At 61.0% G+C, this 14405-nt stretch carries 14 protein-coding genes; 4 read left to right on the top strand and 10 right to left on the bottom strand.

Annotated elements, in window-relative coordinates:
* Nucleotides 1-2: 2 nt before the first annotated feature.
* The gene (locus tag FQ746_RS15600; RefSeq protein WP_144110264.1) at nt 3-869 is read left to right on the top strand and encodes an oxaloacetate decarboxylase; all 867 of its coding nucleotides are present in this window, start codon (nt 3-5) and stop codon (nt 867-869) included.
* A 57-nt stretch (nt 870-926) separates the two neighbouring features.
* On the opposite strand, the gene FQ746_RS34810 is transcribed toward FQ746_RS15600, so the two are convergent.
* The 3 genes from FQ746_RS34810 to FQ746_RS15590 all read right to left on the bottom strand — a co-directional run bounded on the left by FQ746_RS34810 (nt 927) and on the right by FQ746_RS15590 (nt 2757).
* Complete coding sequence (locus FQ746_RS34810) at nt 927-1094, bottom strand: hypothetical protein (RefSeq protein WP_186310750.1); 168 nt, start codon at nt 1092-1094, stop codon at nt 927-929.
* A 24-nt stretch (nt 1095-1118) separates the two neighbouring features.
* Entirely contained in the window at nt 1119-2450 is a 1332-nt protein-coding gene (locus tag FQ746_RS15595; RefSeq protein WP_186310749.1) for a carbohydrate porin, read from the bottom strand.
* Between the two features lie 151 nt (nt 2451-2601).
* The gene (locus FQ746_RS15590; protein WP_186310748.1) at nt 2602-2757 is read right to left on the bottom strand and encodes a c-type cytochrome; all 156 of its coding nucleotides are present in this window, start codon (nt 2755-2757) and stop codon (nt 2602-2604) included.
* Nucleotides 2758-3183: 426 nt separating this feature from the next.
* On the opposite strand from FQ746_RS15590, the gene FQ746_RS15580 reads away from it, so the two are divergent.
* The gene (locus tag FQ746_RS15580; protein ID WP_144110261.1) at nt 3184-3915 is read left to right on the top strand and encodes an alpha/beta fold hydrolase; all 732 of its coding nucleotides are present in this window, start codon (nt 3184-3186) and stop codon (nt 3913-3915) included.
* 233 nt (nt 3916-4148) lie between these two features.
* Here the strand turns inward: FQ746_RS15580 and FQ746_RS15575 are convergent, their stop codons facing one another.
* The 5 genes from FQ746_RS15575 to FQ746_RS15555 are packed head-to-tail and all read right to left on the bottom strand — an operon-like array spanning nt 4149 to nt 9559.
* Nucleotides 4149-5429 (bottom strand): MFS transporter, encoded by a 1281-nt coding sequence (locus FQ746_RS15575; RefSeq protein ID WP_144110260.1) that lies wholly within the window; start codon nt 5427-5429, stop codon nt 4149-4151.
* A gap of 54 nt (nt 5430-5483) precedes the next feature.
* Entirely contained in the window at nt 5484-6500 is a 1017-nt protein-coding gene (locus FQ746_RS15570; protein ID WP_144110259.1) for an SMP-30/gluconolactonase/LRE family protein, read from the bottom strand.
* A 55-nt stretch (nt 6501-6555) separates the two neighbouring features.
* On the bottom strand, nt 6556-7362 hold the full coding sequence (locus FQ746_RS15565; protein ID WP_144110258.1) for a hydroxypyruvate isomerase family protein: 807 nt from the start codon (nt 7360-7362) through the stop codon (nt 6556-6558).
* Between the two features lie 15 nt (nt 7363-7377).
* Complete coding sequence (locus FQ746_RS15560; RefSeq protein WP_144110257.1) at nt 7378-8580, bottom strand: CaiB/BaiF CoA transferase family protein; 1203 nt, start codon at nt 8578-8580, stop codon at nt 7378-7380.
* Between the two features lie 4 nt (nt 8581-8584).
* Nucleotides 8585-9559 carry a hydroxymethylglutaryl-CoA lyase gene (locus tag FQ746_RS15555; RefSeq protein ID WP_144110256.1) on the bottom strand — a complete coding sequence of 325 codons (975 nt, stop codon included), beginning with the start codon at nt 9557-9559 and terminating at the stop codon, nt 8585-8587.
* Between FQ746_RS15555 and FQ746_RS15550 the strand changes: the two genes are divergently transcribed.
* Nucleotides 9558-10619, top strand: coding sequence for a LysR family transcriptional regulator (locus FQ746_RS15550; protein WP_144110255.1), 1062 nt, complete (start codon nt 9558-9560; stop codon nt 10617-10619). The genes FQ746_RS15555 and FQ746_RS15550 overlap by 2 nt on opposite strands.
* A gap of 1247 nt (nt 10620-11866) precedes the next feature.
* Here the strand turns inward: FQ746_RS15550 and FQ746_RS15540 are convergent.
* On the bottom strand, nt 11867-12211 hold the full coding sequence (locus FQ746_RS15540) for a hypothetical protein (RefSeq protein WP_144110254.1): 345 nt from the start codon (nt 12209-12211) through the stop codon (nt 11867-11869).
* A 710-nt stretch (nt 12212-12921) separates the two neighbouring features.
* On the opposite strand from FQ746_RS15540, the gene FQ746_RS15535 reads away from it, so the two are divergent.
* The gene (locus tag FQ746_RS15535; RefSeq protein ID WP_144110253.1) at nt 12922-13893 is read left to right on the top strand and encodes a transketolase-like TK C-terminal-containing protein; all 972 of its coding nucleotides are present in this window, start codon (nt 12922-12924) and stop codon (nt 13891-13893) included.
* Here the strand turns inward: FQ746_RS15535 and FQ746_RS15530 are convergent.
* Nucleotides 13888-14358 carry a MarR family winged helix-turn-helix transcriptional regulator gene (locus FQ746_RS15530; RefSeq protein WP_144110252.1) on the bottom strand — a complete coding sequence of 157 codons (471 nt, stop codon included), beginning with the start codon at nt 14356-14358 and terminating at the stop codon, nt 13888-13890. The genes FQ746_RS15535 and FQ746_RS15530 overlap by 6 nt on opposite strands.
* Nucleotides 14359-14405 lie beyond the last annotated feature (47 nt).

Here is a 14405-nt window from a genome sequence, read left to right as displayed (position 1 = left end):
TCATGGCTAAGCAACCCGTTCCACTCAACACGCTTCTTTCCCAAGGTCCGGTGCTCGCGCCGGGCGTATTCGATGCGCTCAGCGCGCTGGTCGCCGAACAGGCGGGTTTTCAGGCGCTGTATCTGTCCGGTGCGTCGATCGCGTACACGCGGCTCGGGCGCTCCGATGTCGGCTTGACCACGTATCCGGAAGTCGAGGACACGCTCGCGCGCATCACGGAGCGCGTTGCGCTGCCGCTGATCGTCGATGCCGATACCGGCTTCGGCAACGCGTTGAACGTCAAGCGCACGGTGCGCGGTTTCGAACGCGCGGGCGCCGCAATGATCCAGCTCGAGGACCAGACATTTCCAAAACGCTGCGGGCATCTGGACGGCAAGTCCGTGATCCCCGTGGATGAAATGTGCGGCAAGCTGCGCGCCGCACTCGACGCGCGCACCAGCACCAATACGCTGATCCTCGCGCGCACCGACGCGGCCGCCATCGAAGGACTGGACGCCGCGCTCGAGCGCGCCGAGCGTTATCTGGAAGCGGGCGCGGACGCGTTGTTCATCGAGGCACTGCGTTCGGTCGAGCAGATGGAAGCGGCCTGCAAGCGCTTCGCGGGACGCGTGCCGCTGCTGGCGAATATGGTCGAAGGAGGCAAGACGCCCGTGCAGAATGCCGACACGCTCACGCAGATCGGCTTTCGCATCGTGATTTTTCCGGGCGGCACAGCGCGCGCGGTCACGCATACCCTGCAGGGGTATTACGGCAGTCTGCGCGAGCATGGCACGACCGCGCCATGGCGCGACCGGATGCTCGATTTCGATGGCATCAATGAGGTGATCGGGACGCCGGGGTTGATGGAAGAGGCGAGGTTGTACGAGTAGGGCATTATTCCCCGCTGTTTGCGAAAACGATTTTCGCGGTGAGTGACCGCGCTTCGATCACGTGGAACGCGCGCTACGGCCCGAGCGGGCCATCGTTGCGCTGCGCCAGAACTTGCGGCGATTTGCGAGCGCGAGGCCGGTGTGGATAAAGGCAGCGTTAGCCGATTGCAGATTCACGCCGACGTCGAGGCGGTCGACAGGCGCGCGACCATGCGCCCGGACCACCCCGTCTCTCCGTCTGACACCGCCTCAAAAAGCGATCACGGTCTTTAATCCAGCGACCGCCACATTGCTGTTGCGCGATGTACCGCCGGGATGAACGATGTACTGGAAGTCGGGCTGCAGGCTGACGGACGGCACGACCTGCCAGTTATAGAAAATTTCGTACGTCATCTCATAGCCGTTGCCGACCGCGGACGCATCGTCGGGATGCAGTGCGTTGTATTCCATCTGATATTCCGCCGCGCGACTGCTCGAATGCGTGGCGGCAAAGCCGATACCCACGCGGTCGCCGGCGCGGTGGAACGGGTTCTGATACTCGAAGTCCAGTGTCATCTGCCGGTCGAGCGAGGAACTCGCGCGATCGCCGAATACGGTACGCAGGTTCATCGTCACGCCTTCGCCGCCGTTCTGTCCGCTCAGGCGTTGCGATACCGACAGATAGCCGTTGTAGCTGCCGCCCGTCTGCTGTGCGGCGAGTCCCGTGACCGCGCGCGCGTTGCCGTTGACGTCGCGCACGAGATCGGGCTGGCCGCCCGTGTTGTACATGAAGCCGATCCGGTAAGCGCCTTCCAGGCCACCGAGCTTCGGCGTCCAGCCCAGTTCGACCGGTAGCACGACGCCGTTGCTGCCCGGCGCGCCGCTCGGGGTCCATGCGTTGTGCCGCTCCCAGCTGTTGTCGTAGTAAGTCGGGCTTTGCTGATACACGCCGAATTGCAGATACGTGTCGGCGGTGGTGTTGACTTTGGCGCGCGCCATCCACACGCTGCCTGGCCAGCTCATGAAGTAATTGCCGTACAGATTCGCGCCTTGTGGTCCACACAAAGCAAGATTCTGGAAGTGACAGTCGCCGGCGTCGAAGGCCTGACCCTCGCTGTCGCGTCCGACCGACACGAGCACACGTCCGTCGAAGAACGTTCTATCGAGCGTCATGGCCGTCAGCCAGACGGTTTGGCCGCGACCGTATATTTCCTGCGTCTGCTGACTGGTGTTGAGATTCGCATCGGTATCCAGACTGCGGCCGAAGCGGTCGGTCAGCACGAAATGAAACGTCGTGTTCCGGATGCCCCACAACTTGTCCAGATTGGCCGTGACGCCGGCTGCCAGCTGCTGGGCCGCGCGGGTCAGATGCTGGTCGCCGCCGCTGAAATTGTGCGCGGCTTCGTTGGTATAGCTGAAGTCGAAATCGACGCCGCGTTCGGCCAGCCGGCTGCGCTCGCCGCCCCAATCGCCGAGCAGATACGGACTGGTCGTCAGATAGTCGAACGGCCCGGCATGGGCGGCCGGCGCGAGGGCGACGCTCGCTAGCGCCAGCGTGCGCAGCATGCGACGGGAAGGGCGGTAAGTCGTGGTGACTGTCATGGTAGAGCTCGACTCGCAGGAGAGCGTGCAGCCGGCGCGCCGGCTACGAAGAATCGGATGATCGAAGACGAAAGACGTCCGTGAATTTGACCCGGCCGGCACGTGATTAAACGTGCCGGCCGGATTGGCGCAAAGCAATGCGGTGTCGGTTTCAGTTCCCGATCCACGCCTGCGCGCCGAGCTGACTGCGCGCCTTCTGGACCGTGGCGCTATCGACAGCCGGCGCAGCATTGTTCCACGTATTGCGGATATAGGTCAGCACGGCGGCTACCTCGTCGTCCGAGAGCTTCCAGTCGAAGCGCGGCATGCCGGCGCCGGTCGGTTCGTCTCGGTCTGCGGACCGTCGCCGCCCTGTACGAACTGCGAGCTGTCGCCGCCGAGAAAATTCTTGCCGGTATGGCAAGCCGCGCAATGGCCGGAGCCTTCCACGAGATACGCACCGCGGTTGTACTCGACGCTCTTCGCAGGGTTTTGCCTGGCGATGTGGTGATATCTGGCGGCTGATGCGGCGGACACGCAGCCATTGTGACGCGTGCTGAAAGGAACCGGCGCGGCGCCCGGTTGCGCACGGCGATGCAGTAGCGATGCTAAAATTTTATCTTTGCCCGAGGAATGTCGGCCAACAACGGACGTTCGACACGGTGGTCAAGTTCGGTGACAATTCCCGGGGCGACCGCCTACAGTGTACGGTCACGGATACAGCCCTAGAGACCTTAACGGTTCCCGCCTAAACATGAGCCACACTTCTCCCGTCGTATTCGTTCACGGCTTCATCGGCACTCTGGACATCACTGGCTACGAGTTGCCTCACGCAGCCCCCGATCTGCTTGGGTACGGCGAGCACCGAGACGTTCCATTCGATGCCATATCCCTACCCAGTCAAGTCGAACATCTGCGATCGTTCGTAGACGCCCGCTTTGGAAATGGACCCGTTGACGTGGTTGGTCATTCGGTTGGCGGTGCGATCGCTATGCTGTTCGCCGACGCCTATCCGGAGTACGTCCGCAGGATCGTGAATATCGAAGGGAACTTCACATTGGGCGATGCGTTCTGGTCAGCATCGGTAGGACGGATGAGCCAGAGCGAGGCTGACGCAATGATGGAAGATTTTCGTGCTGATCCATTAGCCTGGATCAGCAGTTCCGTTACCGCGCCAGCGCCGCATCTAGGTCCGATCGCGGCCCGCTGGCTTGCCCACCAGCCAGCGTCCACGCTTCGTGCGATGGGCAAGTCGGTTGTCACAACAACGGGCAATGATGACTACCCTACGTTACTCGAAAAGGTTTTCGACCGGCATCCGGTGTATTTACTGTCCGGTGAGCACTCCCGCGAAGGCTGGAACGTACCAGACTGGGCACTGGAAAAATGCGCTGGAGATCACACGCTGGCCAACTGTGGCCATCTGATGATGCTGGACGATGACGTCGCCTTTTCAGCGGCGATCAAACGATTCCTGGCGGAATAGTTTTGCCGCTGTCGATTGCGTGAGACCGGCGCCCGCCAGGAGGAGACAATCGACGGTGCGGGCAATATAGTCGACAACCTCGTTACTGCACCGACGAGCGCCCTGTTGCTGATGTTTTCCTTCTACCCGGCCAGTCACACCAGTGCGCCGACACCACGGTGCATGCGATAAGGCACGGAGGGCGCTGGCCCAGAAAGCCGTCCGGCACAACAACCCCGCGGTGTCGATCCCCTTCACCGATACACCACTCCCGTTTCTGCCGGGCCGCGTCTGCTGTTCTGCGCTATCAGCACGAGCATCACTGCGGCGGCTGCGAAGAGCGCATAGCCGAGGATATAAAAGCTGCTTGCCGCGTTCGACCCCGCCGCAAAGTAGCCCACTGCCATCGGCCCGACAATGCCGCCAAAGCTCGCAAAAATGTTCATCAGCCCGATCGCGGCGCCTGCCTGATTGCGCGGGAACATGCTGATAGCCCAACTCCACCAGGTTCCCGCCCCCGAGTAGAGGCCGGCGCCGGCAATGCAGAACATTACGATGGCGTAGCCGAGCGTCGGCGGTCCGTAATGCTGCGCGATCAACGCGATGCCGGCGATCACGCTGGGCACCGCGACGAACCAGCCACGCGACAGGGTCGACTGGTCTGACAGGCGCGCGTTGAAGTACATCGAGATTGCGCCGGCTACGAAGGGCAGAGCGGTGAGGGCACCCGCCACCGTATAACCGTTCGCCACAAATTGCTTGATAAGGCTCGGCATCCAAAGGCCGAAGCTGAAGATCGTCATGATCCAGCAGAACGATGCAACGCCAAGCAGCCATACGACCGGGCTGCGCAGCACGGTTGCAAAGCTGGCGTTTTCGCTCGTATCCACGTTACGGTGACGCATGATGAACTGACGTTCTTCTTCGCCGATGCGCCGGTCGGTGGCGGGATCGTCCGAAATCAGCCACATAAAGACGATTCCCATCGCGATGGCAGGTAGGCCTTGCAACACGAACATGGCTTGCCAGTGTACCTTGTCGATTAGCCAGCCAGCGATAGGCGCCATCAGGATCGACGAGGCCGGCATCGCGAACTGCGCGACGCTCACCGCGCGACCGCGCTCGTTGCCGGGAAACCAGCGCACGAAGAGCACGGCGAACGATGGCCAGATTACGCCCTCGGCGATGCCCAGGACTACGCGCACGGCGAGCAGAGCCTTCAGATCGGTAATGAGGCCAGTCAGGCAGGCCGCGATGCCGGTGACGATCAGCGCGCATCCCACCACGCGCGTCGGTCCGATTCGCTGCGCGATCCATCCTCCTGGAATCTGCGTGAGTACGTAGCCCCAGAAAAACGCCGACAGCAGCGTGCCGATGATGCGCAGATCGAGCCCGAGATCGTGCGCGATCAGCGGCGCGGCCACGCCAATATTCGAGCGGTCCGCAAAGGCGACGAGATAACTGACAAAAACGATCAGCCCGACGCGACGCCATCTTGAGTTACCGACCGTCGTGCTTTCATGAGCGAGTTGCATAAGGTCTCCGTATCGTTTTATAAGTGCATTGTCGGCAATGCTGCCGCGAGCACGCTACCGTTGTGAAGCGATGGGCACCTGCAAATTTCGACGCCAGTGCACGGGCTCGAGGCCTGCGATGGGGCTCTCGAATACCCGTATGCAGTCGTCCAGCAGACAGCCTAGATAGGCCGTCCGCAGATTCGCTCCGCCGAAGGCGAGGCTCGAGATATTCCCGAGACGTGAGCGGCCTGCCGTGCTCATGTCGCGTTGCGTGAGCGTGTTGCTGCGCAGCTTCTCGCCTAGCTGCCGCGCGTAATCGGTGTCGGTATCGGCGAGAACGACCTGACGCTCGCCATCCGGGCGCAGCACAATTAGCCGGTTGCTGCCAATGCAGGTGATCCACGCGCCGCCGTGCGCGTCGAACGTGAGTCCATCGGGGAAATCCGCGCTGTCGTATTGCGCGACCACTTCCTTCGGGCCGAGCGTGGCACCAGTGCGCAGCGGAAAACGACTCGTGCGCTGGTTATAGGTTTCGTTGACATACACCCATTGGCCGTCGGGCGAAAAGGCTATTTCGTTTGTATAGCCGAGACCATCCGCGACGATCCGCGCGCCACGCTCGTCGAGCACCGCAATATAACCGTCGGCAACATCGTGGCTCCACGCCGCGGTGCGCGGAAGGCGGCGCGTGCTGATCGTGAACCAAAGCCGTCCGTCGCGATCATTGACGAGGAAATTGCTCGGCGGCAGCGGCTCTCCGTCGAGCGTACCGAGTACCGTTTCGAGCAGACCGTCGCCATCGAGCGAGAAAAGGCCGCCGACCTGCGTGCCAAGATCGGCGAACAGCACATGGCCGGTCGACGCGAGCGCGATGCCGTTAGGCAAGTATTGGCGGTTGCCGTCGGTTTGCGCCAGCACGTGTGTAACACCGCCATCTGGATCGATCACCGAATAGCCGCCTCTTCCATTGGCCGCGACGAGCCGGCCGTCGGCGAGAGCGAGCAAGCATTCGGGACGGGTCAGACCACGGGCGACGATGCGCAAATCGTCGAATGCGATCTGAAAGTTGCGAGACAGTGGATAAGGCATCGTGATCGTCTCCGGTGTTGTGGTCATGTGTCGGCGACTTTTGTCGGCAATTTTGTCAGGCGGCGCGATCTGCTTTCGGCTGGATCGCATCCAGCCAGCCGAGACTGTCGAGCGTCGCAGCCGAAGGCAGATATTCACAGCCGATATGGCCGGCATAGCCACTTGCCTCGATCGTGGCGAACACGGCATCGAAGCGGATTTCGCCGGTGCCCGGTTCATGGCGGCCGGGGTTATCGGCAATCTGCACGTGGGCGGCATACGGCAGCGACGTCTTCATCCGCTCGATCAGATTGCCCTCGCCGCGCTGCAGGTGATACAGGTCCAGCATGATTTTCACGTTCGGCTGCGCGACGGTGCGGATCACATCCAGTGCCTGCGCCTGCGTGTTGAGCAGATAGTGCGGACGATCAATCGCGTTAAGTGGCTCGATCATCACCGTCACGCCGTGCCGTTGCGCTTTTGCGCTCGCACTCGCGATACAGCTGACATAGTGTTTCCAGGCAGCATCGCGCCTGTCCTGAGCGGTGTCGGCTGGAGGCTGGCCGGCCATTACATGAACGCACGGACAGCCGATCCCTTCGGCATAGGCGAAGGCCTCGTCGACGCTCGCCTCGAATTCCGAACGGCGGGCGGGGTCGGCCGCGAGACCCCAATCACCGCTTTTCACGTCGCCAGCCGGCGTGTTGATGCCCAGGCAGCGCAGTTTGTGCGTGGCCAACAGGGCGCGCATGTCGGCAACGGGTATTTCATACGGAAACCACAGTTCGACTGCTTCGAAGCCGGCGCGCGCCGCGGCTTCGAAGCGGGCCACGAGGGGCAGGTTCTGAAACAGGGTCGACAGATTGGCCGAGAAGCGCAGCATGCAAAGTTCTCCGGATTACGGGGCGGTCGTTTCGGGTTGCTGGCGGGCCAGCAGTTCGCCGCATGACAGTTGCCAGTCTTCTACGATCTGTGCGGTATGCTCGCCGTGGCCGGGAGCGGGATGGCGCACGCGGCACGGCGTTTCCGACAGCTTCACGGGGAAGCCGAGCATACGCACCACGCCGTGACCCGGATGCTCCACCGGCAGCACCATTTCCCGGTGCAGAACCTGTGGATCGGTGAACGCCTCGGCGAGATTTTTGACGATGCCGCATGGAACGCCTGCGCGATTCAACCGCTCCACCCAGTTCGCCTGGGTATCGGCAAGCACGCGCGTATTGATAAGGGCATTCAGCTCGTCGCGGTGCTTCATGCGCAGCGTGTTGGTCGTGAAGCGCGGATCATGACGAACATCGGCCAGACCGATTTCCGCGAGAAAGCGCTCGAGCACGGCTTCCGTGCTCGGCGCAACAGCGATCTCGCCGTCACTCGCGGTGAACTGACCGTACGGTGCGGTGATCGGATGGTCGTTGCCGCTGCGCACAGCGGCTTCGCCGGTGGCGAGATGATCGGACGCGTACCACGCGAAGAGACTCATGATCGAATCGACCATGGCCGCCTCAACGCGCTGGCCACGACCAGTCAAATCCCGAGCGCGCAGTGCGTTGACGATGCCAAACGCCGCGTAGAGACCGGCAACGAGATCGCAGGCAGGAATGCCGGTGCGGATCGGTGTGTCGCCTTCGCTACCGTTCAGGCTCATGAAACCGCTCATCGCCTGTGCGATGAAATCGAAAGCCGGACGTTGCGCGTACGGGCCGCTCGATCCATAGCCATTGATCGACGCGACCACGAGGCGCGGATTCAGCGCATCGAGCCGCGCCACGTCGAAGCCCATTGCGTCGAGCACGCCGGGCCGGAAGTTCTCGACCAGCACATCGGCTTTTTCGAGTAGTGCCGCTAGCACCTGTTTGCCTTCGTCGCTGCGCAGGTCGAGTGCCATCGAGCGTTTGTTGCGATTAAACGAGGCGAAGTATGTCGACAGTCCTTTGATGATTGTGCCCTGACGGCGGATCGGATCACCTTCGCCGGGCGACTCGATCTTTACCACGTCGGCGCCCATGTCGCCGAGCAGCATTGTGCAGAACGGGCCCGACAGGATGCGGGTCAGGTCGACGACCTTGATGCCCGAGAGCGGCAGCGTACCGGATACGGTCATGGGCTTACCCCGCTGCCGTTGCGACGGTGTCAGCAGCGTGCAGGTTCAGGCGCGGACCGGCGCGCATCACCTGGCCGACCAGCCGCTTGCCGAGCGATGCCTCCATTTCGTGCGCGACGGCGATCGCCGCTTCGAGATCGACGCCGGTGTCGAAGCCGGACTCATCGAGCAGGAACAGCAGGTCTTCGGTGCAGATATTGCCTGTCGCACCGGGCGCGAACGGACAGCCGCCGAGCCCACCCACTGACGAATCGAAGCGGCGGATACCTTCCTCGAGCCCGACTATCACGTTGGCGAGACCGATGCCTCGCGTATTATGCAGATGCAGCGCCAGTTCGACTTGCGGGGGCACGGCATCGCGCATGGACCGCACCATGCTGCGGATATTCAGCGGCGTGGCCATGCCGGTGGTGTCGGACAACGTGATCTCGGTCACGCCGGCAGCGACATAGGCACGCGCGATCTTCAACACGTCGTCGACTGCGATATCGCCTTCGAACGGGCAACCGAAGGTCGTCGCGATGGCGCCGATCAGCATCTTCGGCGCACGTCCATCGACGGATTCGCTCAGACATGCGGCGATTTCCGGCAAACCGGCGAGCGATTCGTCGACAGTGCGGTTCAGGTTTTTGTGGTTGTGCGTGTTCGACGCCGAGCACAGCAGCACTGCTGCGTCGACTGATGTGCGCATTGCGCGCTGTGCTGCACGCAGGTTCGGCACGAGCGCCGAAAGCCGGGTGTCCGGGCGGCGCGTGATGCCGGCCAGCACTTCCTCGGCGTCCTGCAGTTGCGGCACGGCTTTAGGCGAGACGAACGATGTCACCTCAATGCTGGTCATGCCGGCCGCAATCATCCGGTCGATCATTTCGATCTTGCGGGCAGCGGGAATATACGTGCTTTCGATCTGTAGACCGTCGCGCGTGCCGACTTCGGTCACGGTAACGAAGGGACGTGGCGAGGCGCGATCGCGGCTGTTCATGAGGGCTGTCTCCGGCTGTACCCCGCATGAGCAGGGCTTCTCGTTTGGGCCGCGCTTTGCGGCTGGGTGTATGTTGGTTATCATGGCCCCTTCGCCGTATGACAAAAAGCGATCAATGAAGAGGGACCCCCTCTCGAAATGCGATGGCTCGATGCGACAACTTGATATTCGTTCCGCCCGGATTTTTCTGACCATCGCCGAAGAGGGCAGCATTGCCCGAGCTGCGGCACGCGAGCACATGGTTGCATCGGCGGTAAGCAAGCGGCTGCAGGAGCTCGAAGCGTCGGTCGGCCTGGAACTGGTGGAGCGCAGTCAGAAGGGCATTCGCCTGACCCCCGCTGGCGACGCGATGGTGCATCACGCCCGGCTGGTGGTGCAGGCGCTCGACCAGATGCAGGCTGAGATGTCCGAATACGCGAAGGGCGTCCGCGGACATGTTCGGGTACGTGTGAGTGCTTCGGCGCTCGCCGCAGGGGTGCCGGCCGAAATTCAGGCCTTTATGGCACGCCATTCAGATATCAAGCTGGAACTCGAAGAACACGAAACGCCGGTGATCGTGCGCGACGTAATCGAAGGCCGCGCCGACGTCGGTCTCGGGCCGAACCTGTTCGTTCACGATCAGCTGCAACTGATCCCGTTCAAGCGCTACGACCTGGCCGCCGCAGTGCCTGACGGTCACGCGCTCGCGCAGCGTGATGCGCTGCGGTATGAGGAAACTCTGGCCTACGAACACGTCGAACAGAACCAGTCGAGCGCGCTGACCCAGCTACTCGATTACGCGGCCAAGCAGAGCTCGCTCACCAAGAACACGCGTATCAGGGTGCGCGGCTTCGATGGCGTGTGTCACATGATCGGGCTCGGCATGGGCATTGGCATTGTGCCGTCGTTCCTGGCGAGAACGTATGGGCCTGCCTACAACCTGCGCTTTGTCCCGCTCACAGATTCATGGGCGCGTCCGCTCATCTGCATCATGGTGCGCGACCGCCTGAATCTGCCGTCCGCGGCGCGCGCGCTCGTCGAACATCTCGAAGCGAACCGCGATCCAGCCGCAATGGCCTGAAAGGTGGCCTGATGCGCATGCGCCCCCGGCTTCCGGCCGGAAACCCGCCGCGAGAAAGGGTGCTGTTCGCCTGACTGGCTGATTTTGTCGAAGAAGGTAGTGACCGTGAGTCACTCATCCTGCATGTGGATCCGCCTGGACAGGAAAATTCGCAGTGAGAAAGCCGGAAGTTGTTTGAACGACCATGTGCCAACGTGCAGCATGGAGAGGATAACAATCTGAATTGTTTCCGCCTCTGCTCCTCACAGGTCCAGTGGTTCTGTTATCCAGTTCGCGGCGGTCTCTCAACGTGTACTATTCCGAAAATTGCTCCGGGATTAGCCAGCGATACGGGCAGCGCGTTAAATGACGTGCTTTCCTATCAGGGCTGCCCACAAAATCAATCATTGCGTTGGATTTGCGCTTCTTGCGAGGAAGATGGGCAAGAAAAAGCTGATTGCCGAAACCGGTGCGGGACAACACGGTGTCGCAGTTGCTCGACGTTCAGAAGCAGCGTTTCAATGTCGGCCGCATGCAACTACTGAGTGCCACGGTAGTGGTGGCAAGCGCCGGCCAATCCGCACTCAAGGAGGCGAGTGACTCGGCGTTGAACGCTTATGTCGAGCAGCGGGATCGTGCGCTTTATGCTATTGCTTCGGCCATCGGACCTCATCCGTTTCCAATGCTCGTGCGGGACTTTCAATCCGTAGTCGGGAAGGAAGGCCGAGAGCAGTTCCTTTCCATAACAAGGGGTGCTCTTCCGGACACGCAGCAACCCTTTCATTCGGCAGAATCGGAACTCTGCATGGTGCGCGCTCCGTCGTCCTGCAGGACAAGGACGGCGTGGCTGCAGCGGTTTCTTCCATCGCATCGGGTCTGGTCTATCCTGGTGTCGGGCCGGAGATTGCAATGCTTCATGACTCCGGCCGTCTCTGCGTGAGTACCGTCACCAACGACGAAGCAATCAGAACCTTTCTCCAGATCACCCGAAACGAGGGGATCACCCCGGCACTATAAAGCTCGCACGCGCTCGCCTTTGCGATCCGTCTTGCGGCTCAGCGGCCATCATAAAAGATTCTGGTCAACCTTTCAGGTCGCGGCAACAAGGACGCCGACTATATCCTCGAGAACTACGGAGCGACTTACGGATAGCCTTCATCCGCGGTAAAGGTGTTGCACAAGCAGACTTTCCGCTGCGAAACGATTAAACGGACGGTGCAATCGCTCTTTGCACCGAGCAACAGGAGCGACCTGTCATGGTCTCCAGATTAGCGCCCTGCTTTCAGGTTTGCGGGCTTAAGCCAATGGAGACCAGTGAGCACCTTCCCCTTGAACTGGCATTCGGCCTGTGCGGGTACAACGGTTGAATTGCGTTGATCTTCCATCATCCCGCTCACGGTCACGGTGCTCCCATCCGGCGATGTCTGGAGGTGCGTGACCGACACCAGCGCCGGCTCGGCCTGCGCCTGCATGGCCTCCTCGCACTGATCGGTATTTTTCTCGGCCACGGTTGCGCAACCGGTCACCAGGGCAGCAACCAAGGTCACAGCGGTTACCACAAGGCTGGTCCTTCTCATTTTTCGATCCTTTCGATTTGTACGGATTGTCGTCATTGCGCCAAACTCCGGCGCTGCGATGATGCCTCACCGCAGCCGCCCGTGCCACCGGTAGTAAGCCTGAGCAATGCACCACGTTCATGGCTCGAACACATCTATCCGAATAGCTTGTCGCGAGACTCACAGCCGTAACGCGGGCTTTAGTCGCGACAATCAAAAGGACAAGGACGATCCGGCGGCTCATCGGTGACTTACGCACTATAGGAGAGAGGAACCGCGGCAACGACAGGCGAACGCTATCCGTTTTCGCGGATTAAGGTATCGGCGAATTTGTCGCCGATCCGCATCAGCACGAGCCGTGCATGGTAGTGCGGCAAAGTATCGGGGCGTGAGGTTTGTCGTGTTCGGTAATCCGTTCAAGGCTTCGAATGACACGGTGCGAGCATTCTCATCGACGAAATGCGTAGCCCTGTTGGTTCGCCAATGCCGTCTGCAGTGGGATGATATCGCCACGAAAGTGTTGTTCATCTAAAGCGTTGCAATTACAATCATTGCAAATGCAACGAAGTAACTCGGCAGCGACTAGGGAAACCGGCTGGCAATGGAGAATATGAGTGCGATCTGGTTGTTCTGACGAAACGACGGCGTTGCGGGCAACCCGGGAAGCCGCGAGAGCCTGTCTTAAGGCGTTCGGTGCGCGCGATGGGCTTGAATCGATGCGCGCGCGGTCTCCTTACCATGCGCTAATCGACATGGCGGGATGTCTCATGAAAGACGAGCGCACGAGACGTCGGGTCTGCATTGTCGCGCCGTCTCCAGCCGTTTCTTCCGGACACCCAGGATCAAGTGGCGGATCGGCATGGCCAATGTGGTTTCGAGGCGGAGCCGAGCGGTTTGAACGACCCTTGCTATATTTTCTGGAAGCCCATGCTCTCGGAGAGTTGCTGTCGGTATCGGTTGAATGCGCTGAACGGGGTATTCTGTGCAACAGCGCAGAGCGCCGCCAATCGAGGTGGCCCAAGGGTGTGCGGCCGGAACTGCCACTCTGGCTCCTTTCGCAAACGGCGTGCACGCCGTACGACCCATTTACTGCGGAAGAGGCGCGTACCATTCTTCGGCACGCATTGAGCTCACTCTACGTCGAGAATGAAGCAGGATTTTTCTACCTCGCAACCCACGGTGACGTGGATATCGACGACGCGCCGTTCAACGATATCGATCCTGACTACATCGTCAAGGGCATGTACCGGATACGCAATGACATTGCCGAGGAGGAGCCAACCCGTGTTCGACTTTGCGGCGCGGGCAGCACCATGGTGCAGGTCATCGAGGCTGCGAGATTGCTGTGGGACAGCGCTGGAATCGTGGCTGAGTTGTGGAGTTGTCCCAGCTATACCCGTCTTGCGCGAGATGGAACAGCGGTAGCACGATGGAATTTGCTGCATCCAGAAGCAGACGCAAAGGTCTCGCATGTCGAACGATGTTTGCGTGCAGATGCTTTACCGGTCGTTGCAGTGACCGGCTATACGCGCCACGTCGCGGCCCAGATTGGACCTTTCGCACCCGGACACTTCACCGCGCTCGGTGCCGACAGCGTTTCCTCTATTTCCGGTATGGGTCAGCCGACATCCCCAACCGCGCGGTGGATTGCGCTGGCCGCGCTACATGCAATGGCGAACACCGGAAGCGTCGCGCCAACGGTCGTGCAGGATGCATTGCGACGCTTTGCGCTTTCATGAACGACGCTCGACGGAGTTTTCCGTGAACGATTCATTGGCGGACCGAGCGGCCTCCTGCAATGCGAGCGCAAAGCTTTCCTGTTGACCAGCATCGAATTGAGCGAGAAACAGTTCTGCAACCGCCTTCTCATAGATCTTCCACATCTTCTTGCGCAGCGCGCGGCCGCTAGCCGTGATGGATACGTACGCCGCTCGCCCGTCTTCGGTCGAGCGGAAGCGGGTAACCAGTTTCTCTTCTTCCAGGCGGTCGACGAGACGCGTCAGGTTATAGCGCTCGATTGCCAACACATCGGCCAGCTCGTGCATGCGGCGCGTACCGTCGGCCGCGCTCTCCACGCCCCACAGAAAGTCATACCAGGCATAAGCCGGCAGACCCGCCGCGGCCAGCCGCCGCTCGACCTCGCGGATCATCAGCCGGTGGCTCCTCACGAACGAAAACCAGAGATCTGGTTTGGCTTGAGACATCCCGTTCACTCCATCAGTTGATTGCAGTTGCAATTCTACAATGCGCC

This window comes from Paraburkholderia sp. BCC1886, from assembly GCF_900996245.1.
Classification (GTDB): domain Bacteria; phylum Pseudomonadota; class Gammaproteobacteria; order Burkholderiales; family Burkholderiaceae; genus Paraburkholderia.
The sequence above is the reverse complement of the archived record's forward strand: the minus strand, read 5'-3'. Positions and strand labels throughout refer to the sequence as shown.

What these genes read in the sequence shown, in the direction of transcription:
- FQ746_RS15600 (WP_144110264.1), top strand. Translation starts at nt 3, where the DNA reads ATGGCTAAGCAACCCGTTCCACTCAACACGCTTCTTTCCCAAGGTCCG.
- FQ746_RS15595 (WP_186310749.1), bottom strand. Translation starts at nt 2,450, where the DNA reads ATGACAGTCACCACGACTTACCGCCCTTCCCGTCGCATGCTGCGCACG.
- FQ746_RS15590 (WP_186310748.1), bottom strand. Translation starts at nt 2,757, where the DNA reads ATGCCGCGCTTCGACTGGAAGCTCTCGGACGACGAGGTAGCCGCCGTG.
- FQ746_RS15580 (WP_144110261.1), top strand. Translation starts at nt 3,184, where the DNA reads ATGAGCCACACTTCTCCCGTCGTATTCGTTCACGGCTTCATCGGCACT.
- FQ746_RS15575 (WP_144110260.1), bottom strand. Translation starts at nt 5,429, where the DNA reads ATGCAACTCGCTCATGAAAGCACGACGGTCGGTAACTCAAGATGGCGT.
- FQ746_RS15570 (WP_144110259.1), bottom strand. Translation starts at nt 6,500, where the DNA reads ATGCCTTATCCACTGTCTCGCAACTTTCAGATCGCATTCGACGATTTG.
- FQ746_RS15565 (WP_144110258.1), bottom strand. Translation starts at nt 7,362, where the DNA reads ATGCTGCGCTTCTCGGCCAATCTGTCGACCCTGTTTCAGAACCTGCCC.
- FQ746_RS15560 (WP_144110257.1), bottom strand. Translation starts at nt 8,580, where the DNA reads ATGACCGTATCCGGTACGCTGCCGCTCTCGGGCATCAAGGTCGTCGAC.
- FQ746_RS15550 (WP_144110255.1), top strand. Translation starts at nt 9,558, where the DNA reads ATGAGGGCTGTCTCCGGCTGTACCCCGCATGAGCAGGGCTTCTCGTTT.
- FQ746_RS15555 (WP_144110256.1), bottom strand. Translation starts at nt 9,559, where the DNA reads ATGAACAGCCGCGATCGCGCCTCGCCACGTCCCTTCGTTACCGTGACC.
- FQ746_RS15540 (WP_144110254.1), bottom strand. Translation starts at nt 12,211, where the DNA reads ATGACGACAATCCGTACAAATCGAAAGGATCGAAAAATGAGAAGGACC.
- FQ746_RS15535 (WP_144110253.1), top strand. Translation starts at nt 12,922, where the DNA reads ATGAAAGACGAGCGCACGAGACGTCGGGTCTGCATTGTCGCGCCGTCT.
- FQ746_RS15530 (WP_144110252.1), bottom strand. Translation starts at nt 14,358, where the DNA reads ATGTCTCAAGCCAAACCAGATCTCTGGTTTTCGTTCGTGAGGAGCCAC.